19 protein-coding genes are annotated in these 22,283 nt (G+C 64.8%); 14 read left to right on the top strand and 5 right to left on the bottom strand.

What is annotated here, in order from left to right; all coding sequences use genetic code 11:
- Positions 1–12: 12 nt before the first annotated feature.
- The 9 genes from I7X43_RS04790 to I7X43_RS04745 are packed head-to-tail and all read left to right on the top strand — an operon-like array spanning position 13 to position 11,410.
- On the top strand, positions 13–381 hold the full coding sequence (locus I7X43_RS04790) for a response regulator (protein ID WP_198099733.1): 369 nt from the start codon (positions 13–15) through the stop codon (positions 379–381).
- A 9-nt stretch (positions 382–390) separates the two neighbouring features.
- Complete coding sequence (locus tag I7X43_RS04785) at positions 391–684, top strand: STAS domain-containing protein (RefSeq protein ID WP_198099732.1); 294 nt, start codon at positions 391–393, stop codon at positions 682–684.
- Positions 685–708: 24 nt separating this feature from the next.
- Complete coding sequence (locus I7X43_RS04780) at positions 709–2,916, top strand: chemotaxis protein CheA (protein ID WP_198099731.1); 2,208 nt, start codon at positions 709–711, stop codon at positions 2,914–2,916.
- Positions 2,917–2,940: 24 nt separating this feature from the next.
- A complete protein-coding gene (locus tag I7X43_RS04775; protein ID WP_198099730.1) occupies positions 2,941–5,775 on the top strand; it encodes a methyl-accepting chemotaxis protein in 2,835 nt (944 codons plus the stop codon).
- A gap of 43 nt (positions 5,776–5,818) precedes the next feature.
- The gene (locus I7X43_RS16555; RefSeq protein ID WP_375140380.1) at positions 5,819–8,449 is read left to right on the top strand and encodes a methyl-accepting chemotaxis protein; all 2,631 of its coding nucleotides are present in this window, start codon (positions 5,819–5,821) and stop codon (positions 8,447–8,449) included.
- Between the two features lie 14 nt (positions 8,450–8,463).
- Positions 8,464–8,973: a chemotaxis protein CheW gene (locus I7X43_RS04760; protein WP_198099729.1), complete on the top strand. Its 510-nt coding sequence runs from the start codon at positions 8,464–8,466 to the stop codon at positions 8,971–8,973.
- Entirely contained in the window at positions 8,973–9,782 is an 810-nt protein-coding gene (locus I7X43_RS04755; RefSeq protein ID WP_198099728.1) for a CheR family methyltransferase, read from the top strand. Before I7X43_RS04760 ends, I7X43_RS04755 begins: the two co-directional genes overlap by 1 nt.
- Complete coding sequence (locus tag I7X43_RS04750; RefSeq protein WP_198099727.1) at positions 9,775–10,314, top strand: chemotaxis protein CheD; 540 nt, start codon at positions 9,775–9,777, stop codon at positions 10,312–10,314. Before I7X43_RS04755 ends, I7X43_RS04750 begins: the two co-directional genes overlap by 8 nt.
- 10 nt (positions 10,315–10,324) lie before the next feature.
- The gene (locus I7X43_RS04745; RefSeq protein WP_198099726.1) at positions 10,325–11,410 is read left to right on the top strand and encodes a protein-glutamate methylesterase/protein-glutamine glutaminase; all 1,086 of its coding nucleotides are present in this window, start codon (positions 10,325–10,327) and stop codon (positions 11,408–11,410) included.
- Here I7X43_RS04745 and I7X43_RS04740 read toward each other — a convergent pair.
- Positions 11,382–11,738, bottom strand: coding sequence for a response regulator transcription factor (locus I7X43_RS04740; RefSeq protein ID WP_310737520.1), 357 nt, complete (start codon positions 11,736–11,738; stop codon positions 11,382–11,384). The genes I7X43_RS04745 and I7X43_RS04740 overlap by 29 nt on opposite strands.
- Before the next feature lie 168 nt (positions 11,739–11,906).
- Between I7X43_RS04740 and I7X43_RS16550 the strand changes: the two genes are divergently transcribed.
- Both I7X43_RS16550 and I7X43_RS04730 read left to right on the top strand, forming a co-directional pair.
- Positions 11,907–13,415, top strand: a complete 1,509-nt coding sequence (locus tag I7X43_RS16550) for a methyl-accepting chemotaxis protein (protein WP_198099724.1) — start codon at positions 11,907–11,909, stop codon at positions 13,413–13,415.
- A gap of 101 nt (positions 13,416–13,516) precedes the next feature.
- Positions 13,517–13,699 (top strand): hypothetical protein, encoded by a 183-nt coding sequence (locus tag I7X43_RS04730; protein ID WP_198099723.1) that lies wholly within the window; start codon positions 13,517–13,519, stop codon positions 13,697–13,699.
- 26 nt (positions 13,700–13,725) lie between these two features.
- Here I7X43_RS04730 and I7X43_RS04725 read toward each other — a convergent pair whose 3' ends face one another.
- Positions 13,726–16,362 carry a bacteriohemerythrin gene (locus I7X43_RS04725; protein ID WP_198099722.1) on the bottom strand — a complete coding sequence of 879 codons (2,637 nt, stop codon included), beginning with the start codon at positions 16,360–16,362 and terminating at the stop codon, positions 13,726–13,728.
- A 58-nt stretch (positions 16,363–16,420) separates the two neighbouring features.
- Between I7X43_RS04725 and I7X43_RS04720 the strand changes: the two genes are divergently transcribed.
- Genes I7X43_RS04720 through I7X43_RS04710 form a run of 3 tightly spaced genes read left to right on the top strand, consistent with a single transcriptional unit; the run spans position 16,421 to position 19,432 of the window.
- Positions 16,421–17,953 carry a thioredoxin family protein gene (locus I7X43_RS04720; RefSeq protein WP_198099721.1) on the top strand — a complete coding sequence of 511 codons (1,533 nt, stop codon included), beginning with the start codon at positions 16,421–16,423 and terminating at the stop codon, positions 17,951–17,953.
- Between the two features lie 19 nt (positions 17,954–17,972).
- Positions 17,973–18,365 carry a SirB2 family protein gene (locus I7X43_RS04715; protein ID WP_198099720.1) on the top strand — a complete coding sequence of 131 codons (393 nt, stop codon included), beginning with the start codon at positions 17,973–17,975 and terminating at the stop codon, positions 18,363–18,365.
- A 23-nt stretch (positions 18,366–18,388) separates the two neighbouring features.
- Positions 18,389–19,432, top strand: a complete 1,044-nt coding sequence (locus I7X43_RS04710) for a homocysteine S-methyltransferase family protein (RefSeq protein WP_198099719.1) — start codon at positions 18,389–18,391, stop codon at positions 19,430–19,432.
- On the opposite strand, the gene I7X43_RS04705 is transcribed toward I7X43_RS04710, so the two are convergent.
- From I7X43_RS04705 to I7X43_RS04695, 3 genes are all read right to left on the bottom strand, one after another.
- Positions 19,384–20,178 (bottom strand): substrate-binding periplasmic protein, encoded by a 795-nt coding sequence (locus I7X43_RS04705; RefSeq protein ID WP_198099718.1) that lies wholly within the window; start codon positions 20,176–20,178, stop codon positions 19,384–19,386. The genes I7X43_RS04710 and I7X43_RS04705 overlap by 49 nt on opposite strands.
- A gap of 70 nt (positions 20,179–20,248) precedes the next feature.
- Positions 20,249–21,010 carry a substrate-binding periplasmic protein gene (locus tag I7X43_RS04700; RefSeq protein WP_198099717.1) on the bottom strand — a complete coding sequence of 254 codons (762 nt, stop codon included), beginning with the start codon at positions 21,008–21,010 and terminating at the stop codon, positions 20,249–20,251.
- The gene (locus I7X43_RS04695) at positions 21,010–22,212 is read right to left on the bottom strand and encodes an HD-GYP domain-containing protein (protein ID WP_198099716.1); all 1,203 of its coding nucleotides are present in this window, start codon (positions 22,210–22,212) and stop codon (positions 21,010–21,012) included. Before I7X43_RS04695 ends, I7X43_RS04700 begins: the two co-directional genes overlap by 1 nt.
- Positions 22,213–22,283 lie beyond the last annotated feature (71 nt).

Genomic DNA, 22,283 nt, shown 5'->3' with positions numbered 1-22,283 from the left:
AGAGGAGACCCAATGAGCAAGACTGTGATGGTGATTGACGATTCCGGCAGCTTCCGCACCGTCGTCAAGCTGGCCCTGCAAAAAGCGGGCTACACCGTTGTCGAAGCCGGCGATGGCAAGGATGCGCTGACCAAGCTGGAGGCCACGGCCAAGGTCAACCTGATCGTGTGCGACGTCAACATGCCCAACATGGATGGCCTGACCTTTCTGAAGACCATCAAAGGCATGGCGGCCTACAAGTTCACGCCGGTCATCATGCTGACGACGGAGAGCCAGGAAGCCAAAAAGTCCGAAGGTCGCGCGGCGGGAGCCAAGGCCTGGATTACCAAGCCCTTCCAGCCCTCGCAGCTGGTGGACGCCGTCAACAAGCTCTGCGTGTAAGGCCACCCCATGGGCGAACCGCTTCAATTGGGCACGGAGTGGACCATTGCACAAGCCAGCCAGTTGCATCAGCGGCTGCTGGAGTCCCTGTTTCAGAGTGCGGAGACTGCTGAGGCGCCTTCTTTGGACCTCGGTTCGGTGGACAGCATGGATTCCGCTGGGGTGCAACTGCTGATCGCCCTGCGTCGCAGCCTGCAAGAGCGGGGACAGGAGTTGCTGATCACCGCGGCCAGCCCCACAGTCCGCGCCGCCCTGCAGGTGTACCGCGTGCGGGACCTGCTGCTCCCCCCCGAAGTGGATTGACGGCTCCCGGCCAAAAGGATCTTCATGAGCCTGCACGACGACGATGCCGAAATTCTGGCGGCCGCCCGCGCCGGGTACCTCGAGGAAGCGCAGGAGATGCTGCGCCAATACGAGGCCGCCCTGCTCATTCTGGAGAACGAGCCCAGCGACAGCGAGCAACTGAACGCCGCCTTTCGCGCCGCCCACACCATCAAGGGTGGCGCTGGCATGTTCGGGTTCGAAGACGTGGTGCGATTCACCCATGACGTCGAAACCTTGCTGGATGCCCTCCGTGACGGGCAACGCACCCTCGACGCCGAGTGCATGGATGTGCTCCTGCTCAGCCGCGACCAGATTGAATCGCTGCTGGCCGCCATTGACCAGGGGGGCGAAACCGAACCCACGGTGTTGGAGCGCTCGCACGCGCTGAGCGCCCGCCTTCAGGTGCTGATGGGGCGCCCCGCCCCCGCGGTGCCCGCCCCGGCGGCGGCGAGCCCGGCAGCGGCGCCCGAACCGGCGCCATCCGGCCCCGCGTGTTGGCATTTGTCGTTGCGTTTTTTACAAGACGCGCTGCGCAACGGCCTGGACCCCTTGGCGTTTCTGCGCTATCTGGAGCAACTGGGGACGGTTCACGCCCTGCACCTGATGCACGCGGAGGTACCGGCGCTGGACGCCCTGGACGCCGAGGCGTGTTACTTGTGGGTGGAGCTGCGATTCGAGACCACCAAGGGCCGCAGCGAGATCGAATCGGTCTTCGAATTCGCGCTCGAAGACAGCGACGTGCAGATCTTCGAACCCGGCACACCCCCGGCCGCGTTCGAGAGCCTGGCCGAGCGCCGCTGCGGACTGGATGCCGAAAAACGCGCACTGCTCTTTGAAATTTGGCACGACATGGGGGTGCGGTTTGAGGTCGTTGAGACCGTCGTCGCCACCCTGGAAGCCGAAGAGGCGGTCATTCCCCGCATTGAACGCCGGGCCGAAGGGGCGCCGCGCGAAAAAGGCCCCGACCGTCGCAGTGGTGAGGGCGACCGGCGCTCGTCGCCGCGCGACCGCCGCACGGGGGAAGACACGCGTTTCATCCGGGTGCGGGCGGACAAGCTCGACACCCTGATCGATTTGATCGGCGAATTGGTCATTGCCGGCTCCGGCGCCCAAATGGTGGCGCACCAAGGGGGCGACAGCCTGGCCATCGAGGCCTCGGCCCGCGTCATGGCCTTGATGCAGGACACCCGCGATGCCGCCCTGGGCCTGCGCATGGTCCCGGTGGGCGAAACCTTTGGCCGCTTCCAGCGTGTGGTGCGCGATGTGGCCAAACAGCTCGGGAAGGAGATCGAGCTGGTCGTCACCGGGGGCGACACCGAAATGGACAAGTCCATGGTGGACGCCATCGCTGACCCCTTGATGCACCTGGTACGCAACAGCATGGATCATGGCTTGGAGCTTCCCGATGACCGGGAAGCGGCAGGCAAACCGCGGGCCGGCACGCTCAAGCTCAACGCCTTCCACGAGGCCGGCAGCATCGTCATCGAGGTCGCCGACGATGGGCGCGGCCTGTCGCGCGACCGCATCCTGAACAAAGCCATCGAACGGGAGTTGGTGGCTGCTGACGCGGTGCTCTCCGACGCCGAAGTCTGGCAACTGATCTTCCAGCCCGGCTTCTCAACGGCCGAGCAGGTCACGGACCTCTCTGGGCGCGGAGTGGGCATGGACGTGGTCAAACGCGGCATTGAAAGCCTGCGCGGCCACATCCACCTCTCCAGCACACCGGGCAACGGCACGCGCACGCAGATTCGCCTGCCCCTGACCCTGGCCATGATCGATGGGTTCCTGACTCAGGTGGGGGAGGTGCACTACGTACTCCCGCTCAGCGTGGTCAGCGAGTGCATTGACGTGCCCCCCGAAGCCGAGCGGCAGTTGGCCCAGAACCCGACGCAGGTGAGCGGCACCTTCAACTTGCGCGGCGAAATCGTGCCGTGGCTGGATTTGGCGCGCTTTTACCGCTCCCCCAGCGACACCAGCCGCCGCCGCAGCGTGCTGGTGGCGCGCGAAGGCCAGCAGTCGCGCGTGGGCTTGATCGTGGACCGCTTGCTGGGCGAGCACCAAACCGTGATCAAGCCGCTGTCGGGCTTGTTCACCCACGTCAAAGCCCTGGCCGGCTCCACCATTTTGGGCAGCGGCGATGTGGCCTTGGTGCTCGACATCCAAGGCCTGATGGAGGCCGCACGCCGCCACGGTGCCGCCGCACGCCATTAACTCTCATTAGAAAAGGGCTCCCCCATGAACGCCTTTCTTCGCCGCCTCCAGACCTGGCAAAAGCTGGCAGTTGCCGGCTTATTGGCCTTGATCGCTGCCTTAGTGCCACTCACTCAACTAACTCTGGACTTGCAGGACCGAATCAGAGTCGCGGTCGGCGAGGACGCTGGCTTAGACGCGGTTGAAGCCAGTGGAGAAATCTTGGTAGCGCTGCAGAACCACCGTGGTCTCAGCAACCGCCTGCTGCTGGGGGACGGCAGCGCTCAGTCAGGTCGTGAAGCGGCCGCGGCCAAGGCCAGCAAGCTACTGGGCGAAGTGACGGCGCAGTTGAATACCGCTGGGCTAGCCAAGTCGGCGGGCCGATTTGCTGCCTTGAGCAAGGAGTTCAGGGAGCTTCTAGACGCCGTCGTCAACCGCAGCGCACCAGCGTCAGAGGCGTTTACTCGGCACACCCAATTGATTGACGAGTATCTCTTCACGGTTGAAGGCTTGGCCGATGAATCGGGCCTTTCGCTGGACCCCATTGCTGAGAGCTATTTCATGATGACCTCCGTGGTGGACTTCCTCCCCCGCCTGATGGAGACCCTCGCTCAGGCCCGCGGAAAAGGCGCAGGGTTGGCCGCTCAACTACAGGCCAACAAAGAAGTCAACCCGATTGACCGCGCTGCCCTGACCCAAGCCGCATCGCAAGTGGACTACTTTCGCCGCCGTGCAATAGCGCAGTTTGAAAAAGCCGCCTCAGCAGATCCGCGGGTCGCAAAAGCGGTACAGGCAGCGACTCAAAAGGCCAACGCTGAAGCGCAGCGCTTCTTGATGCAGTTGCAGAACGAGGTGTTAGCCGCCTCGAACAAGAGTGCACCAAGCCCCGAGGCAATCTTTGCCTCGGGAACCCAGGCCGCTCTGGCTCAGTTTGCGCTACACCAAGCGGCAACCAGCGTGCTCCAGACGATGCTTCACGACCGCATCGCGGCAGAGACGCGCACACGAAATTTGCAGGTAGGCAGCATCTCCCTCGTGTTCGTTTTCGTTGCCCTTCTGGGCGCCTTCACGGTTCGCGCCATCACCCAACCCTTGCATCGCGCCATGGAGGCGGCCAATGCCGTCGCAGCCGGGGATTTGAGCAGCGACGTCGCCGACCGCGGTGGCGACGAAATGGCCCGACTCCTGGAGGCCATCGGTCGCATGCAAGTGAACTTGCGAGAGCGCAACGAGCGCGACAGCAAAGCCCTGGCGGAAACCACACGCGTGAAGCAAGCCCTGGATCGGTGCTCCACCAATGTGATGGTGGCCGATGCCAGCGGGCAGATCGTCTACTTCAACGCCTCCTTGCTATCGATGATGCAAGGTAATCAAGAGGAGTTGCGCCGCCACATCCCCAGCTTTGACGCGAATCGCCTCATGGGAGCGAACTTCGACCAATTCCATCGCAACCCAGGCCACCAGCGTCGTCTGTTGGATGGGTTGACCGCCGAATACCGCAGCCGCGTGAAGGTCGGACAACTCACCTTTGACCTCTTCGCCAATGCCATTTGGAGCGATCAGCACGAACGCCTCGGGACTGTGGTGGAATGGCGGGACATCACCCAAGAGCTCGCCGCCAGGGATCGTGAGCAGCGTGTGGCGGCGGAGAACCTTCGAGTTCGTCAAGCCCTGGATGTGACCGCCACACCGGTGCGCATCGCAGACGCTGAAGGGGTGCTCGTGTACGTGAACGATGCCTTGGCCACAGTATTGCGCCGCGACGAAGGTGCGTTCCGCGCCACCAACCCCAGCTTTAGCTCACAGAACGTCATTGGCTCGTCAGTGGGCATGTTCTACGCGGACCCTGCAGGCGCCATCGCACGGTTGAAGTCACTGAAGACGCCCGCCACCTCCCAAATGACCCTGGGCGGCCGGGAATACCTCGTGACGACCACACCCATCTTGGATGCGCAAGGACTACTGTTGGGGTCGGTGGGCCAATGGCTGGACGTCAGCGACCAACGCCAGGCCGAAGCGGAATTCAGCACCATGACTTCAGCAGCAGCCCAGGGTGACCTCACCCAACGTGTGAGAACGGACAACAAACAGGGCTTCTTCCGGGAGGCCGGAGAAAGATTCAACGAACTGATCCAAAACATGGGCAGTCTGTTGCTCGAGGTTCGCGGAGCCGCGGATCAACTCAGCTCCGCTTCTGCGCAAGTTTCACAAACTTCGCAAAGCCTCAGCCACAGCGCCAGTCAGCAAGCGGCCAGCGTTGAGGAGACGACCGCTTCACTGTCTGAAATGGCAAGCAGTGTTCAGCACAACGCGGAGAACGCCGGCATCACCGATCGCATGGCCACGCAAGCCGCGCAGCAGGCCATGGAGGGCGGTCAGGCGGTGACCATGACGGTGGATGCCATGAAGAGCATCGCCACCAAGATCGGCATCATCGACGACATCGCCTATCAAACCAACTTGCTGGCCCTGAACGCGGCCATTGAAGCGGCCCGCGCTGGCGAGCATGGCAAAGGCTTCGCCGTGGTCGCGGCCGAAGTACGCAAGCTCGCTGAGCGCAGCCAGGTGGCGGCGCAGGAAATCGGCGCCCTCGCCGGCAACAGCGTCGGCTTGGCCGAACAGGCGGGCCAACTGCTGTCCCAAATGGTGCCGTCCATTCAAAAAACCAGTGAGCTGGTTCAGGAGATTGCCGCCTCCAGCGGGCAGCAGAGTCAGGGCGTGGCGCAAATCACCTCGGCGATGAACCATGTCAGCGGCATCACCCAGCAAACCGCCAGCGCAAGTGAGCAGCTCAGCGCAACAGCCGAGGAGCTGTCGGCCCAGGCGGCGCAGCTTCAAGAACTCCTTGCCGGCTTCCTGCTGAGCGAGCACGACCGCTAATCCACAGTTTCGAACGATAACGTCAACATTTCGGGAGTTACTTGTGCGCACCAACCTGCCGATCACCCAACAAGAATGGGTCCTGCGCGATGGCATGACCATCGTCTCGCGTACGGACCTCAAAGGTCGCATCACCTACGTGAACGACGATTTCATTGAGGCCAGCGGTTTCGTGGAATCGGAGCTCATCGGCCAGGCGCACAACATCGTGCGCCACCCCGACATGCCGCCCGAAGCCTTTCAAGACCTGTGGGACACCTTGAAGGCCGGGCGTCCCTGGAGTGGCATGGTCAAAAACCGTCGCAAGAACGGTGACCACTACTGGGTCGTCGCCAATGCCACCCCGGTCAAAGAAGGCGACTCGGTGGTGGGCTACATGTCGGTGCGCACCCGTCCGACACGGGACCAAGTTGAAGCAGCCGAACGCATTTATCGCGATTTCCGCGAAGGTCGCGCCAAGGGGTGGGTGATCCGCGACGGGGCCGCCGTGAAGACCGGTTTGACCGATCGCCTGGACCAATGGCGGGACCGTTGGAGCCTCGGGTTTGCGCAAACGCTGCAGTGCGCCGCCCTCGCCGCCGGCGGTGGCCTCTTTGCCTATGGGGTGGGACAGTGGCCCTTCATGGTGGGTGGCGCGGCGTTGCTGGCGGCGGGTGCTTTCGGCGCTTGGACCATGAACCGCCGAATTGACACGACGCTGCGCGATGCCGGGCGGTTGCTGGAAAATTTTGCCCAAGCCCGATTCGACGGCATCGTGCAGGTCAAGGGACGCGACCGGCTGGCGGAAGCCATGCAAGCCCTGCGCCGAGTGCAAACGCGCTTGGGCTTTGAATTTGCCGACACCAAGAAGCGCGCCGAAGATTCCGAACGCATTCGGCAAGCCTTGGATGTCGCAGCGACCAACATGATGGTCGCCGACCCCAGCTACAACATCATTTACGGCAACGCTTCTCTCAAGGCCATGTTGAATGTGGCGGAGGCCGACATCCGGAAAGACCTGCCGCAGTTCAGTGCGGCCGGCGTCATTGGCGCCAACATCGACCAGTTCCACAAGAACCCCGCACACCAGCGCGGCCTGTTGGATCGCCTCAGCGGCGCCCACAAGACCCGCCTGCACATCGGGGGCCGCCGCTTTGACCTGATCGTGAACCCCGTAATCAAAGACGGCAAACGCTTGGGCACGGTGGTCGAGTGGAAGGACATGACGGCCGAATTGGCCGCACTGGAACGCGAGCAAGCACTGGCCGCGGAAAACGCGCGGGTGCGTCAGGCCCTGGACACCTGCTCCACCAACGTGATGATTGCCGATGCCAACGGCAACATCGTCTACAACAACGCCTCCGTCGCGCAAATGATGCTGCGCAACGAAGGGGAGCTCCGCAAAGTGCTGCCGCAGTTCGACGCCCGTCGCATCGTGGGCAGCAACTTTGACCAGTTCCACCGCAACCCCGCCCATCAGCGCAACCTGTTGGGCCAGCTCAAAGGCGAATACAAGACCCAGATCAACGTGGGCAGTTTGACCTTCCGACTGACGGCCAGTCCCATCGTCGATGCCCAAGGCCAGCGCCTGGGGACGGTTGTGGAGTGGATGGACCGGACCGAAGAAGTCGCCGCCGAGCGCGAAATTGCCACCTTGGTCGAAGGGGCCAGCGGGGGGGACTACGCCCAGCGCATCAACGTCGACGGCAAGAACCCCTTCTTCCAGATGCTGGGCAATGGCTTCAATGGCCTGCTGCAAAGCATGAGCACCACGCTGCTGGAAGTGCGCACCGCCGCCACCCAGCTGTCCAGCGCGTCCGAGCAGGTGTCGCAGACCTCGCAGTCGCTCAGCCACAGTGCGAGCCAGCAAGCCGCCAGCGTGGAGGAGACGACCGCCTCGCTGCACGAAATGGGGGCCAGCATCCACCAGAACGCCGAAAACGCCCGCGTCACCGACCGCATGGCCACCGATGCCTCGCGTCAGGCCCAGGACGGCGGTACGGCGGTGCGCACCACGGTCGATGCCATGAAGAGCATTGCCACCAAGATTGGCATCATTGACGACATCGCGTACCAGACCAACCTGCTGGCGCTGAATGCGGCCATTGAGGCAGCCCGCGCCGGCGAGCACGGCAAGGGCTTTGCCGTCGTGGCGGCGGAGGTTCGCAAGCTGGCCGAACGCAGCCAAGTGGCCGCACAAGAAATCGGCTCCTTGGCCGGGGAGTCGGTCAAGGTGGCGGAAACCGCGGGACGCCTGCTCACCGAGATGGTGCCCGCGACCCAGCGCACCAGCGAGCTGGTGCAAGAGATTGCCGCGGCCAGTGGCGAGCAAAACCAAGCGGTGGAGCAGATCAACGCGACGATGAACCACATCTCCGGCATCACGCAGCAAACCGCCAGCGCCAGCGAAGAGCTGAGCGCCACGGCCGAAGAGCTCAGCGCCCAAGCCATGCAGCTGCAAGAATTGATTGCCAGCTTCCGCCTACAAGGCGAAACCGGCAGCAGCACGCCCAGCTCAGGCGGCGGTTTTGCTGGTCGTCGGGCCGCGGCCGCTGCGCCGGCCCGCGGGGCGGCTCCGGCCCCCCGCATGGCAGCCCCCACGCGTCCTGCCCCCACTGCCGCAGCCGCCGCCCCCCGCAGCGGACCGCGGGCGCCGGCCGGGCCGGTGGATGAGTCGCACTTCTCTTCTTTCTGAGCCCGAGTACCCCCATGAGCGCAGAACCCTCAAGCGCCACCACCCGCCAGGTCTTGCGCCTGGCCTCCGGGGGGGAGTCGCTGGTCGTGCCCATCGACAGCGTGCGCGAGATCCTGGAAGTCGGCAAGCTGACGCCCATGCCCCGGGCGCCGGACTTTCTGCGGGGCGTGATGAACCTGCGCGGCGCCGTCGTGCCCATCATTGACCTGGCCTCCCGCTTTGGCCACGGGGCCTCCACGATCGGCCGGCGCAGCGCCATCGTGGTGGTGGAGTGTGCCGGGGACGAGGTGCAACCCCGTGTTCTGGCCGGTCTCCTGGTGGATGCGGTCTTTGAGGTGCTGGACTTTCAGACCACTCAACTGGAGTCGGTTCCCAGCCTGGGCATCCAACTGCCCACCCAGTACATCGCCGGAATGATCAACCTCACGAGCGGGTACGCCGCCCTGCTGAGTCTGGAAACCCTGCTCGCCCCCGCCGACTTGGCCACCCGCATTGGCGCCGCACAAGAGGCAGGAGTGAACTGATGCAAGGCTTGCAGCCCTCGACCTTTCGCGCCATCACCGAGCTGTTTCACCGCATCTCGGGCATTCGACTGGTCGAGGCCAAACAAGCCCTGGTGTATGGACGGCTGCAAAAGCTGGCGCTGGATGAAGGCCAGGGCCAAGATGTCGAAGCTTTTGCCCAGCGCCTGATCAAGGGCCAGGTGCCCGACCGGCTCATGGTGGAGTTGGTGAACCGGCTCACCACCAACGAAACCTATTTCTTCCGCGAACCGCAGCACTTTGAAGACCTGCGCAAGCGGGCCGAGGCCGCCAAGTCCAGCAAAGAGTTTGTGCTGTGGAGCGCGGCCTCGTCGTCGGGCGAAGAGGCTTACTCCATCGCCATGCTGCTGGCCGACTGCCTGGGGCTGAAACACCCGTGGTCCATTTACGGTACCGATTTGTCCACCAACATGGTGGAGGCGGCGCGGCAAGCGCTCTACCCACTGGAGCGGGGCCGCAACATCCCCACCGAGTACCTGAAGCGCTACTGCCGCAAAGGCGGCGGGCCTTACGAAGGCCAGTTCCTCATGAATGCCGAACTGCGAGCCCGTGCCCAGTTCATGGGGGCGAACTTGATGCAGCCCTTACCCAAAGAGTTGCCCCAGTTCGACATCATCTTTTTGCGAAATGTGTTGATTTATTTTGACGCCGCCGCCAAAGCGGACATCGTCAAACGGGTGATCGGGCGGCTCAAGCCGCAGGGCGTGCTATATACGGGGCATGCAGAGTCGCTGACCGGTCTGGGGCTGCCCTTAAGGGCCCTGGCGCCGGCCGTCTATTGCCATGCATAAGCCACCCAAACCCGTCTTTACACCCCGCCCCTTCACCCCCCCGACAGCCCCAGCGCCTGAACTGCGCAACCTGCTGCCGGGGCAGTGGCACTTTGGTGCCAGCGGCACGCTGAAAACCCTGCTGGGCTCGTGCGTGGCGGTCACGCTCTGGCACCCGCAGCGCGGCTTGGGGGGCATGTGCCACTATCTGCTCCCCGGTCGGACCCGACGCGCCGGTGAACCGCTGGATGGTCGCTACGGCGACGAGGCGCTGGAGTTGCTCGTTCAGCAGATCCGGCTGCAGGGCACCCAGCCCAAGGACTATCACGCGCACCTGTACGGGGGCGCTGACACCCTGCCCGACGCCATGAACGTGAAGTTCAACGTGGGCGAGCGCAACATCGAGCAGGGCTGGAGCCTGTTGGATCAACACGGGTTTCAGCTTCAAGGCGTCGATGTGGGCGACACCGTGCCCCGCACCGTCACGCTGCAGCTGCCCCAAGGGCTGGTGACCATGACGCGCGGCAAGTGCGTCAATTCCACCCCCCGATAAAGGCTGTCCCATGATTCGCGTCGCCATCGTCGACGACTCGGCCGTCGTGCGCCAGCAGCTCAGTCAGCTGCTCACCCAGGCCGGCCTGCAAGTGCAATTCACGGCCAGCGACCCGCTCTTCGCCTGGCCCAAGATCAAGGCCAACCCACCCGATGTGCTGGTGCTGGATGTCGAAATGCCGCGCATGGATGGCATCAGTTTTTTGCGCCAGCTGATGAGCGAACACCCCCTGCCCGTGGTGATGTGCTCCACGCTGACGCAGGCTGGCGCGGAAACCACACTGCAAGCCCTGGCCGCCGGCGCGGTGGCCTTTGTTACCAAGCCCAAGATTGGTTTGCGCGATTTCTTGGCGGATGACGCCAATGGACTGATTCCCGCGGTGAAGGCCGCCGCCGCTGCCAATCTGCGTGCCCTGCCCAAGCCCCAGGCGCCGCGTGCCCCCGCCCCCACTCACCCGGTCCAAGCCCCGGCACCCGCCGCGGCGATGGCCGAAACCACCGACCGCATCGTGGCCGTGGGTAGCTCCACCGGGGGCGTCCAGACCTTTGAGAACTTCTTGCAGGGCCTACCCAACACCCTACCGGCGGGAATCGTTTGGGTCCAACACATGCCCCCCGGCTTCACGGCGAGTCTGGCCGAGCGATTGACCCGTGTCTCCGGCTTCGACGTGATTGAGGCCAAGGACGGCGACCGCGTGCTGGCGGGCCGGGTCTTGATCGCCCCCGGGGGCAAGCACATGCAGCTCACGCGCAGCGGCGCGCAGTACCGGGTGGAAGTGAAGGATGGCCCTCTCGTGAACCACCACAAGCCGTCAGTGGACGTGCTGTTTCGCTCCGTTGCCCGCTGCGCGGGGCGCAATGCCCTGGGGGTGATCCTGACCGGGATGGGAGACGACGGCGCCCGCGGCCTGCTGGAGATGCGCAAAGCCGGCGCTTACACCGTGGCGCAAGACGAGGCCTCTTGTGTTGTCTACGGCATGCCCAAGGCGGCGTTTGAAATGGGGGCGGCCGTGCAGTCGCTGCCGCTGGGCGCCATCGGTTCGGCGGTCGTGGAGCGCCTTCAGGCGGTCAACGCAACACCTTCTGGCACACCGTGATCAGCTCCAACGGGCTGAAAGGTTTGAGCAGATAGGCGCTCGCCCCCATGCGCAGGCCTTCCGCGCGGTCGCGGGGGTCCGTTCTTGAAGTCAACATCACCACCTTGGTGCCTGACAAGCCCGGATCCGAGCGAATGCGACTGCAGGCGGTCAGCCCATCGATGGCGCCGGGCATCATCACGTCCATCAGCACCAAGTTGGGCTTGGTGCGCTGGGCCTTGCGAAGGCCTTCCTCGCCATTGGCCGCCTCGTCGATCGAGAAATTCTCAAATTCCAACGTCACCCGAATGAGTTCCCGGATCTCTTCCTGGTCTTCAACGATCAGCACGGACTTCAAAGTGACCTCTTCGTTTTCAAAGTCTGCCCCCGATGGGCGGGCGGTGGGCTACCCTGAGTCAGACCCGCAGTCGCCCTAGGGCCTGGAGCCTCATTTGAGTGGCACGATACACCCGAAGCCCCTGGTTGCAAGCCCGAAATCTTCAGAACAAGGAACGATGTGAGCACCTCCAATTCGCTGGGAGCCAGCTCCAAAGCCCAAGACCGGATTTTGTTTGGTCTCACCCTGGTCAATGCCCTGGCCGTGGTGGGATTGGCCCACGCCGCCCAGCGCTTGGGCACGGGGGGCATGATCGGCGCCGCGGCACTGGGGGCCGCCCTCTTTCTAATGTGGCAGCACAGTGGCCGGTCCCCCGCACGCTTGGGCATGGCCCTGCTCAATGTGGTCTTGGTCCTGGCGCAGCATGAATTCAGAGACAAAGCCGCCGTTGACTTTGCAGCGCTGGAGTCGGCCATGCCGGTCACGCTGTGTTTGCTCCTGCCCTACCGCGATTGGCGCCCCATCGCCCTGGCCGGTGTCAGCTATGTGCTCGCCGAGTTGGCCTGGGAAGGGTGGCGCTCCCTGGGTTCAGCGGCCTACATCGGCGCCCTCTCGGTTGTCTTGGGCGTCATTGCCCGCAGCCTGGCCCGCGAAGCCGCCGAGCGTTTCGAGCTCGAATTCTTGGTCAACGCCATGGGTCGCGATGGCCCCATTCGGCTCAACCTGGATGTGGTTCGCACCGAGTCCGAGATCGGCAAACGGCTCAAGCATGTGCAAACCCGCATGGCCGTGGCCCTGCGTGAGGTGCGCGAAGCCATCACCCTGGTTCAAGGGGCAGCCCAAGAGGTCGGCAGCAGCGCTTCGCTGTTGAGCGAACGCACCGACCGCACGGCCTCGGGCCTGCGAGACGCCGCCCTGAGCCTGGAGCAAATCAACGTCATCGTGCAAGAGTCGGCCCGCGCCGCCAAGGAAGCGCACACGCTGGCCGATGAGGCCGCCTCCATGGCCACCCGGGGCGGGGGCGTGGTGGGCCAACTCGTGCGCACCATGCAGGACATCGACCAGTCCTCGCGCCGCATCACCGACATCATCGGCACCATCGACAGCATCGCCTTTCAAACCAACATCCTGGCCCTGAACGCCGCGGTGGAGGCCGCCCGGGCCGGTGAGGCCGGGCGCGGGTTTGCGGTGGTGGCCACCGAAGTGCGCATGCTGGCGGGCCGTTCCTCGGAAGCCGCCAAAGAAATCAAGTCCCTGATCGCCGCGTCGCTGGAGACCGTGGAACGGGGCAGCCGCTTGAGCAACGAGGCCGGCACCGCAATGAACGACTTGGTTCACTCCGTGCAGGGCGTGGGGGCGGTGTTCAAGAACCTAACCGCCGATTCCGCCGAGCACGCAGCCTCCATCGACGTGGTCACGACCTCCGTCAAGGAATTGGACGCGGTGACCGCTCAAAACGTGGAAGTCGCCGTGCGCGGCGGTGAAATTGCCAGCGAGTTGTTGACGGAAGCCGTGCGACTGGCGGAGGTGCTTTCCAGTTTCCGGCTCGGCGACGACGCCAAGCTCACCAAGCTGCTCGAAGAAACGCGCGTCAAAGCGGCGCAGGCGGCTCAAGACCATCAGGCCAACATGTCCCGCAGTGCTGCGCACCAGCGCGCCGAAGAACCGGGCGGTGTGGACTTTTTCTGACACCCACGTCTAAGGCCGCGTCAACGTGATGGCCGTCACATGGCGGTCACACGTCGCTGCTCAAAATGAGGGCCATTCTGACGATGACTCAAGGGATGGCCATGAACAAACAAACAAACCCCGGCCCCGCCACGCTGCCCCTGGTGGCCAGCCTGCTGCGCCGCTGGACCGCGCCCACCCCGGTGGAACCGGCCGCCGAAGAATGGGGCGTTGAAGTGCCCTATGTGTCGTTCGTTCACACGGCGGACGGCACGGACGAGCCGCACTGGCCACTGGCGGCCTGATCACCGGCCGCTAACCTGGCGCTGGACTATCCCAGCGCCAGTGCTTTGAGCGCGGCGATCCAGCGATCGCGCAGGGCCACCAATTCCTGCAGCGCTTCGGCCTGAAGGGGCTGCCCAGAGAGCTCCGCCTCTCGCAGCCACGCCTGCGCGCAAGTACGCAGGAGCGTACCCAGTTCGCAGGCCTCGGTCCAATCCAAGGCCTCCGCCACAGACGCTTCGACGCCCCAGGCCTCCCAAAGCTTCTCAGGGTGGTCTGACAGCCCCGGAATCAAGGGAGGCTCCGGGTGCTCACTCCCTTGTCCCTGCAGTCTTTGCAAGAGCGCTTGGCACCAGGCGCGCTCCTTCACGACCGCCCGCAGCAATTGCAAGCGCTCGTGTGGCAAGCGGGCACAGGCCTGCCACACCGCATCGGGTTGCCACGTCGCTTTCCAGGCGGGGATTTCTTGCGCCGGCATGGGGCGCGCGATGGCATAGCCCTGTGCGAACTCATAACCTAGATGCAAAAGCATTTCCCCGTGCGCCACGGTTTCCACCCCCTCTGCCACCACTTGACGGCGAAAGGCACGCGCCAAACCCAGAACGGCATCCAAGATGGACAAGTCGTCCGGGTCCTCCAGGACATCTCGCACAAATCTCTGGTCCACTTTGAGGCACTGCGCGCCCAACTCCTTGAGGTAAGCCAGCGAGGAGTAGCCCGTTCCGAAGTCGTCGATCGCGAAGTCCACGCCCAGCGCCCGACACGCGTCGATGAGGCAGGAAACCCGCGCCATGTCCTTGAGCGCACTGGACTCCAACACTTCCAACTCCAGGTCTCCTGGGCGGACGGTCGGATGCCGGGCTAAAGCCTCTTGCAGCACCTGCAAGAAGTCCGGGCGGCTCAGTTGCGCGGCTGACACATTCACACTAACGGTCAATTCCACGCCTTGCGTGCGCCACTGAGCCTGCTGCTGCAGGGCCGCGTCCAAGACCCAATCGTCCAGGGCCAGGCCCACGGAGTGGCCTTCGACCCCGGGCAGAAACTCCCCCGGGAGCACCAGGCCGCGCTCTGGATGCCGCCAGCGAATCAGCGCCTCGACGCCCAGCATCGCGCCACTGCGCATGTGGACCTTGGGCTGATAAAAGAGCTCGAACTGCCCCGCCTCCAACGCCTGCCGAACCAGTTCCACCTGTTCCAGGCGCCCCCGCACCATGCGGTCCCGATCGGCATCGAAAACATGCAGCCGATTGCGCCCAGACTGCTTGGCCTTGAAGAGCGCTTGTGCGGCACTGCGCAGGAGCTGATCCGGTGCCACACTCCCGTCGGCCGCCTGAAGCAGCACGGCACCCATGCTCGCGCTGAGCTGCCAGCGTCGCCCGTCCACCTCCAAGGGCTGTGCCACGGCCTCTCGAACCGCACTCAGCGCCGCCACCGCGTCCGACCGGCCTCCAGAGCACATCACCACCAGTGCGAATTCATCACCCCCCAACCGCGCGAGAAGCGCCGTTTCGGGCAGACCCGAATGCAAGCGGGAAGCCAACTGGGTCAACACCCGGTCGCCGCCCGTATGGCCGCACTGGGCATTGACCTCATGAAAGGCGTCGAGGTCGAGGCAGGCCACCGCCAAGGTCCCCCCGGCATGGGGCAGTTGCGCCAGCAGCCCGTGCATGCGGTCGGTCAGCAGGGTGCGGTTGGGCAAATGGGTCAGCGCGTCAAAGTGCGTCGCATCCGCCAGCTTCTTCTGATGCTCCTTGGCCGCTGTGATGTCCGTAAACAAACAGACATAGTGGGCCAACTCGCCCATGTCGTTGCGCACCGCGCTGATGGTTTGGAGCTTGGCAAACAACTCCCCGTTGCGCCGCCGCCCCCAAACTTCACCGTGCCAGCGCCCTTGCAACATCAGCGCCGTCCACATGTCCCCGTAGAACGCGGCCTCATGTTCATCGACCTTGAGCAATCGCGCGTTGTGCCCCACCGCCTCAGCGCGGGGGAACCCCGTGATGTGCTCAAACGCGGCATTGACATCCAGAATGGTGCCCTGCGGGTCGGTGATCATGATGGCTTCGTTGGCGTTCGCAAAAACGCTGGCCGCCTGGCGCAGGCGCTGGGCCTCGTTCGAACGGGCATGAAGCTCCTGCATGAGGCGCAGGGTGTTTTTGGACAGCGCCGAGGTGACCGTGAGCACCAGCTCCATCAGGCCCTCGTGCTTTTGCACCTGGTCGGCGGCACGCGCCCGAGCCTGGGGAAGGCTCAGGCCTTCGCGCAGCCCGATCACGCACAGAGCGAAGTAGCGGTCGGCCCGAAGAATGTGCCCGGCCAACCAGCGCACCAAAAAATCCAGCAAGGTTTCAGGGTCAATCTCTCCCGCGCTCCCAGTCGCCGCCAACTGCTCCAGCTTGCGCTCAAACTCAGCATGGCGCTCGCGGTGTGAGCGCTCATCGGCCTCCCCGCCCAAGTGCTGCGCCCACAGCGCCTCCTCATGGCGGAAGTGGTATTCGGTGTAAGACACCAGCTCCCGAAACACCCGCGCGAGCGCCTCGCGGTCCACGCCAAAGGCCAGTTGGCTGGCCACTTGGTTCAGCAAGTCCACCAAGCGTTTGTGCTGGTCGTCGATGTCCCCAAGGCCGGTGCCAAAGACCTCGTTCCAAACAAAAACGCTCAGGGCTTTCATTGAGGGCGGACGCATCGCAGTGGATTGCACATGGCCGGACAATATAAGCGTCAGTTCTTTTTTCCTACACGTCATGCGAATAGCCCTAAGCGCCCTGAGCCTTTCCCTCGTTCTGGCCTTTACCGCCCCCGCCCAGGCGGCGCTGGACATGCCGCCCGGCATCGCGTGGCGTGCCGCCAGCCAGGACGCGGACATCGAAGCCGCCTTCCAAGCCGCGAAGGCCGAGAAGAAGCCCGTGCTGCTGTACTGGGGGGCCAAATGGTGCCCACCCTGCAACCAGCTCAAGGCCACGCTGTTCAACCGCGCGGACTTCATTGAGCAAAGTCACGCCGTCATCCCCGTGCTCATCGACGGCGACCTGCCCGGCGCCCAAAAGCTCGGGGCCCGCTTCAAGGTGCGGGGTTACCCAACCATGATCCTGTTCAACGGCGACGGGCAGGAGCTCACGCGCCTGCCGGGCGAAGCCGACGCGGCGCGGGTCGTCAAACTGTTCCAAATGGGCCTCTCGGGGGGGCGCCCCATCAAGGCCGTGTTGGCGGATGCCCAGGCCGGCAAGCCCCTCAAGGCCGGCGAATGGCAGTTGCTGAGCTTTTATTCTTGGGAAACCGACGAGCAGTCGTTGGTGGGTGCGGCGGATCGCGGTGCGGTCCTGCAGCGTTTGGCCCAAGGGCGCGGCGTCCCGGACGAAGCCCGCACGCGGCTGAAGCTGAAGTCGCTCGCCGCCGGCGCCAACCCAGCCCAAGGTGATGCAGCCTGGGTCGGCAGCCTGCTTGGGGACGCCAAGAAGGTGCGCCAGCACCTGGACGTGCTGAGCAACAGCGCCGATGACCTGGTGCGGGCCTTGCACCCCAAGGCCGGGGCCGACCGCATCACGCTGGTTCACGCCTTCCAGCAGGCCTTGCTGCAACAGCAGAACGACACGCAACTCTCCCGAGCCGATCGCATCAACTGCTTGGCGGCACGCGTGGAGTTGGCGCGCCTTGATCTGGACAAAGCCGACATTTCCCCCAAGCTCGAAGCCACCTTGTTGAATGAGGTCCGAGGGCTGACCGCGTTGTTGGATCGTGAAATTCAGGACGGATACGAGCGCCAAGCGGTGATGACCGCTGCCGGGCACGTGCTGGGGCTGGCCGGGCTGTGGAGTGAAAGTGACGCTCTGCTCAAAGCCAACCTGAGCAAGAGCCATTCGCCCTATTACCTGATGAACCAGCTGGGAGCCAACGCCCGCAAGACGGGCCGCAAGGACGAAGCGCTGTCATGGTTCGAGCAGGCTTTCAATAAGAGCGAGGGCCCCGCCACCCGTCTGCAATGGGGTGCCACCTATTTCGAAAACCTCGTGAAACTGGCACCGCAGGATGCCGCCCGCATTGAGAAGCTGGCGGCCCAACTGGTGCAGGAGGCCGAGAAAGACAAGGGGGCGTTCTACGAGCGCAGCGCCCGCTCCTTGCAGAAGGTCAGCGAGCAGTTGCTGGGCTGGGCCAAGGCCCACAACGGTCAGGCTGCCGTGGCCCGGGTGCAAGGGCAGTTGGGGCCGGTGTGCGGCAAGCTGGACAAGGCGGATGCTTCACGGAGTACCTGCGAAGCCCTGTTCAAGCCGCGAGCCTGAGGCCGCCTGAACGGCCGGCATGGATTTCTACGACTACCCCGCCCTTAAAAGCCTGCACGCCCTGATGGCGTTCGTGGCGATTGGGCTCTTCGGGGCCCGGGGGCTCCCGCTCCTGGGCGGGGCCCGCTGGCCGCGAGACAGCCGGCTGCGGGTGATCCATGGGGCCGTCATTTTCTTGTTGGTGGTGTCCGGCATCAGCCTATGGGGCGTGCTGTACATCAGCCCTGTGCACCACAGCTGGCTGGCCACCAAGATGGCGCTGACCGCGGTGTACGGCTTGCTCGCCTGGGGCACGTTTGACGAGGAAACGCCCGATGGGCTGCGGGCCCTGTGTTTTTTGCTGGGGCTCTTGTGTGCCCTGGTGCTGGTACGCGTGGGTCAAACGCGCGACCCGCTGTTCGGCTTGGGCTAAGGCTCAGGCCGGACAATGCGCCCATGAATGCCACTGCTTACACCCGAGCCGCCGCCCTGCCCACCTTGATGCGCCAGCGCATCTTGGTGCTGGACGGGGCCATGGGCACCATGATCCAGCGCTATCGGTTGACGGAGGCGGATTTCCGCGGCACCCGCTTTGCCGATCACCCACGGGACCTCAAAGGCAACAACGACCTGCTGCAACTAACCCGCCCTGACGTGATCACCCAAATCCACGAGCAGTATTTGGCGGCCGGCGCGGATGTGATCGAAACCAACACCTTCGGCGCAACCTCCGTGGCGCAAGAAGACTATGGCCTGGCCGGGTTGGCCTACGAACTCAACGTTGAAGCCGCCCGCCTGGCACGAGCCGCTTGCGATCGATACGCCACCCCGGATAAACCGCGCTTTGCCGCCGGCGCGTTGGGCCCCACGCCGAAGACCGCCTCCATCAGCCCCGATGTGAACGACCCGGGAGCCCGCAACGTGGACTTTGAGCAGCTTCGGGCCGCCTACTACGAGCAGGCCCAGGGCTTGTTGGCCGGCGGTTGCGACCTGTTCCTGGTCGAGACGATTTTTGACACCCTGAACGCCAAAGCGGCGCTGTTTGCCCTGGATGAGCTGATGGACGCCACCGGGGAGCGCCTGCCGGTGATCATCTCGGGCACGGTGACCGATGCGTCGGGGCGCATCCTCAGTGGGCAGACGGTGACCGCCTTTTGGCACTCGGTTCGCCATGCCCACCCAATCGCCGTGGGCCTGAATTGCGCCCTGGGCGCCAGCTTGATGCGCCCCTATCTCGAAGAGTTGGCCCAAGCGGCCGCGGACACCCCGATCAGCTGCTACCCCAACGCCGGCCTGCCCAACCCCATGAGCGACACCGGCTTTGACGAGACCCCGGAGATCACTGGCCGTCTGGTGGGTGAATTTGCGGCCCGGGGCCTGCTGAACATTGCCGGGGGCTGCTGCGGCACCACGCCTGCCCACGTGGCGGCCATCGCCGAACAAGTGGGCCGCTACCGACCGCGCTCGGCCGGGGCCTTTACCGGCTTGGTGGGCGGCTGATCCGGGTCCTCGGGCAGGCTGGGCAGCAGGGTCTGCTCCAACTCTTTGACCACGCCGCGGCGGCGCAAGTCGGCCAGAACCCGGTTGAAATCAGCCGCGCGCGCTTGGGCCCGCGGGTCTTGACGCGGCCACACCAAGTGCAGATAGCCATAGGCAATCGGCCCCCCGACCGTCTTGAAGGCACTCAGGCCGGCCGTGCTCTGCCGCGCCCCGGCCCACCCCGCGTAGTCACTCAACGCCACAAAGTCCACCCGGCCCCGCGCCAACATCTCAAAGCACTGCGGCGTGTGCGCCACCCGTTCGATCTTGACGATGCCGTCGTCGACCATGCGCTGCACGGGCACCGGCTGGTTGGAGCCTTGCAAGTGGCAGCTGCGCTTGCCCGGCAGGTCCGCCAAACCGGTGATGGTGCTGTCGGCCCGCACAAACAGATAGGAGCGAACCGACAGCAGCGGATCAGAGAACACCAGATCCCGTTCCCGCTCGGTGGTTCGGAGCAGTGGAAACGCCGCATCAAACTGCCCCTCGAGGATGGACACCCGCACGCGCGCCGGGGGCTGGTAGTGCAATTCCATCTGGAGCGACTGCTCGGCCAGCACGCGGCGGATCAGGGCCGCATAAAAACCCTGCTGCGGCAAATCCGCGCCCACATAGGGCGGAAAGTCGTTGGTGACCACCCGCCACAGCGTGGCCTGCGCCGGCACAGCACAGGCCCAGAGCAGCAATGACCACACGATTCGGCGCATGCCCCGAGTTTCTACCCATCGCGCCCTTTTGGCGCTCGGGTCTGCCCCCGATGGCCTGCCGCGGGCTGAATCAGCTGATCGGGCCCTTGGGCACCACGCGCTGCTCCAGCCGGTTCAGCTCGCCGCTGCGGCGCAGGCGTTGCAGCGCCCGGTTGAAGTCGCGCACCCGTCGGGCGCTTTCCGGCAACACGCGCGGAAACATCAGATGCACGGGCTGTTCCGAGAGCAAAACTGGCGCCATGCGCACTTGGTCGGCCGCCTCACCCATGGCGTGCAGGGCCGAATACCCGGTGTTCTCCCCCGTCACCACAAACCGCACCCGCCCCACAGCGAGCATGCGAAAGCAGGCCGACAAGTCGGTCACCCGCTGCATCTTGAGGCGCCCGGCGTCGAGGGCCGCCTCCAACTCAGGGTAGGTGCGCACGCCCTGGACGTTGCACAACAACCCGTCTTTGAAGTCTTCCACCGTCGAGCCCGCCCAGGCGTCGTCGCGGCGCAGGAACACCCGCAGCCGCACGACGTAAAACGGGTCGCTGGCCAGGAACGTCAGCTGCCGCTCGGGCGTACGCGCAGCCGGAAACAAGGCCGCATACAAGCCCTGAGCGGCATCCAGCTGAGCACGCGCCGGGGGGAGGAAGTGGAATTCCGGGTTGATGTCCATCTCATCAAAAACCCGACGCAAGATGACGGCGTAGTAGCCAAGATCCGCTGCCTTGGTGGTGATGGCCGGTGGCAGGTCGGCCGTGGCCAGCGCCCAGGTGTCCCGCGCGTGGACTGGCCCCGCAGCCCACGCTGCGAGCGCCCAGGTCGCCCACTGTCGCCACCCGCGCATCACGCCGCCAATCGAAGCAATTTTTCGAGCGAAACCCGCAGACGCAACTCGTGTGGCGCCAGACTCTGGGTGATGGCGTTGCTCGCCAAACGGGTGTCGCGCGGCACCGGCTCATAGAGCGGGTTGCCGCTCTTACCGATCAAGGCCGCCACCAAGGGCTCCGTCGCACTCAACCCGCGCTTGACCACCACCCCTTCTTCGCCGGTCGCCAAACGCACCGCGCTACCGGGCGGATACAGCCCCACAGCCTTGATGAGGGCCGCGCCCGCTTCGTCCTGCTGCTTGCGTTCGTCCAGAAAGATGGAACGAGCCGCCTGCGCGCCAGCCTGCGCCTTGCGCGCGGCGCGCGGCGACAAACGCGCCGCAAATTGGTCGATGCGTTGCAGCAACCGGGCCAATTGCTCTGGGACCGCGCGCCCCTCCAGCGGACCGGGAGCCGCGTCATGGTGCAGTCGCACCGCCTGCAGCCAGGTGTCGTCACGCACCCCCAGCTGCTGCAGCAAGTCCGCCGACCGGTCGCCATGCCCGGCCAACAGGCGCATTTGGTCGGGCCGCAAGGCTTCGCGCTGCTGCGTCAGCCGGTCCTGCAGCAAGCCCAGCGACAGGTTCATGCTCAGCGCGGCACGCGTCAGGGCGCCCACCCGGTCCACAGGCCAGCCCATCCGCTCCCCCGCCAGATGGCACAGCGCCGCGCACAACAGTGCATGCCGCGCCGTGTACTGACCCAGCTCCTGGCCGGCGTCGTACACCAGCATCAGCAGGGCCTTGTCCGGGCTGCGCTGCAGGCGCTCCTGCCCTTCGGTGTGCAGGGCCTCGAATCGCGCCAGAAAGTCTTCGGTGCGCGGCTCCTTGAGCAAGGCATGCAAACGCGACTGGAAATCCAGCCACTGCGCCACATCACTGGCCACCACCGCGGCCGGCTTCTGCCGGTCGTGTTGAAAGTCCGCCTGGACCCGGGCGATGTCCTTCAAGGTCGCGTTCTGGTGGACCAGGGTGTTGGCGCGGGCCGTCACCTCCCGTTGGTAGGCTTCGGTCTCGTGGGCATAGGTGTAGGCCCCCCGCTCCAGCAGCTCGCGCACCGCGTCCGAAGCGGGCAGCACCGAGCCGCTGGCGAACAGCAGCTTGCCGCTGGCGTCGCGCAACGAAAACCCGAGCCGCTGGCCAGGCTTGAGAGCGTTGGGGGGCAGGTGAATCAGTTCCACCCCTGCATTGTCGGCGCGCGAAGCCCAGACCCAAGGGCAGCTTCCTAGAATCCCCGGCGGATTTACCCCAG

This window comes from Inhella gelatinilytica (genome assembly GCF_016093295.1).
In the GTDB taxonomy this organism is placed as follows: domain Bacteria; phylum Pseudomonadota; class Gammaproteobacteria; order Burkholderiales; family Burkholderiaceae_C; genus Inhella; species Inhella gelatinilytica.
Note: the sequence above shows the minus strand (reverse complement) of the source record. Positions and strands in the feature narration are given on the sequence as shown.

What these genes read in the sequence shown, in the direction of transcription:
- I7X43_RS04775 (WP_198099730.1), top strand. Translation starts at nt 2,941, where the DNA reads ATGAACGCCTTTCTTCGCCGCCTCCAGACCTGGCAAAAGCTGGCAGTT.
- I7X43_RS04700 (WP_198099717.1), bottom strand. Translation starts at nt 21,010, where the DNA reads ATGCGCGGGTGGCGACAGTGGGCGACCTGGGCGCTCGCAGCGTGGGCT.
- I7X43_RS04755 (WP_198099728.1), top strand. Translation starts at nt 8,973, where the DNA reads ATGCAAGGCTTGCAGCCCTCGACCTTTCGCGCCATCACCGAGCTGTTT.
- I7X43_RS04750 (WP_198099727.1), top strand. Translation starts at nt 9,775, where the DNA reads ATGCATAAGCCACCCAAACCCGTCTTTACACCCCGCCCCTTCACCCCC.
- I7X43_RS04730 (WP_198099723.1), top strand. Translation starts at nt 13,517, where the DNA reads ATGAACAAACAAACAAACCCCGGCCCCGCCACGCTGCCCCTGGTGGCC.
- I7X43_RS04785 (WP_198099732.1), top strand. Translation starts at nt 391, where the DNA reads ATGGGCGAACCGCTTCAATTGGGCACGGAGTGGACCATTGCACAAGCC.
- I7X43_RS04720 (WP_198099721.1), top strand. Translation starts at nt 16,421, where the DNA reads ATGCGAATAGCCCTAAGCGCCCTGAGCCTTTCCCTCGTTCTGGCCTTT.
- I7X43_RS04705 (WP_198099718.1), bottom strand. Translation starts at nt 20,178, where the DNA reads ATGCGCCGAATCGTGTGGTCATTGCTGCTCTGGGCCTGTGCTGTGCCG.
- I7X43_RS04780 (WP_198099731.1), top strand. Translation starts at nt 709, where the DNA reads ATGAGCCTGCACGACGACGATGCCGAAATTCTGGCGGCCGCCCGCGCC.
- I7X43_RS04790 (WP_198099733.1), top strand. Translation starts at nt 13, where the DNA reads ATGAGCAAGACTGTGATGGTGATTGACGATTCCGGCAGCTTCCGCACC.
- I7X43_RS04710 (WP_198099719.1), top strand. Translation starts at nt 18,389, where the DNA reads ATGAATGCCACTGCTTACACCCGAGCCGCCGCCCTGCCCACCTTGATG.
- I7X43_RS04715 (WP_198099720.1), top strand. Translation starts at nt 17,973, where the DNA reads ATGGATTTCTACGACTACCCCGCCCTTAAAAGCCTGCACGCCCTGATG.
- I7X43_RS04745 (WP_198099726.1), top strand. Translation starts at nt 10,325, where the DNA reads ATGATTCGCGTCGCCATCGTCGACGACTCGGCCGTCGTGCGCCAGCAG.
- I7X43_RS04760 (WP_198099729.1), top strand. Translation starts at nt 8,464, where the DNA reads ATGAGCGCAGAACCCTCAAGCGCCACCACCCGCCAGGTCTTGCGCCTG.
- I7X43_RS04725 (WP_198099722.1), bottom strand. Translation starts at nt 16,362, where the DNA reads ATGCGTCCGCCCTCAATGAAAGCCCTGAGCGTTTTTGTTTGGAACGAG.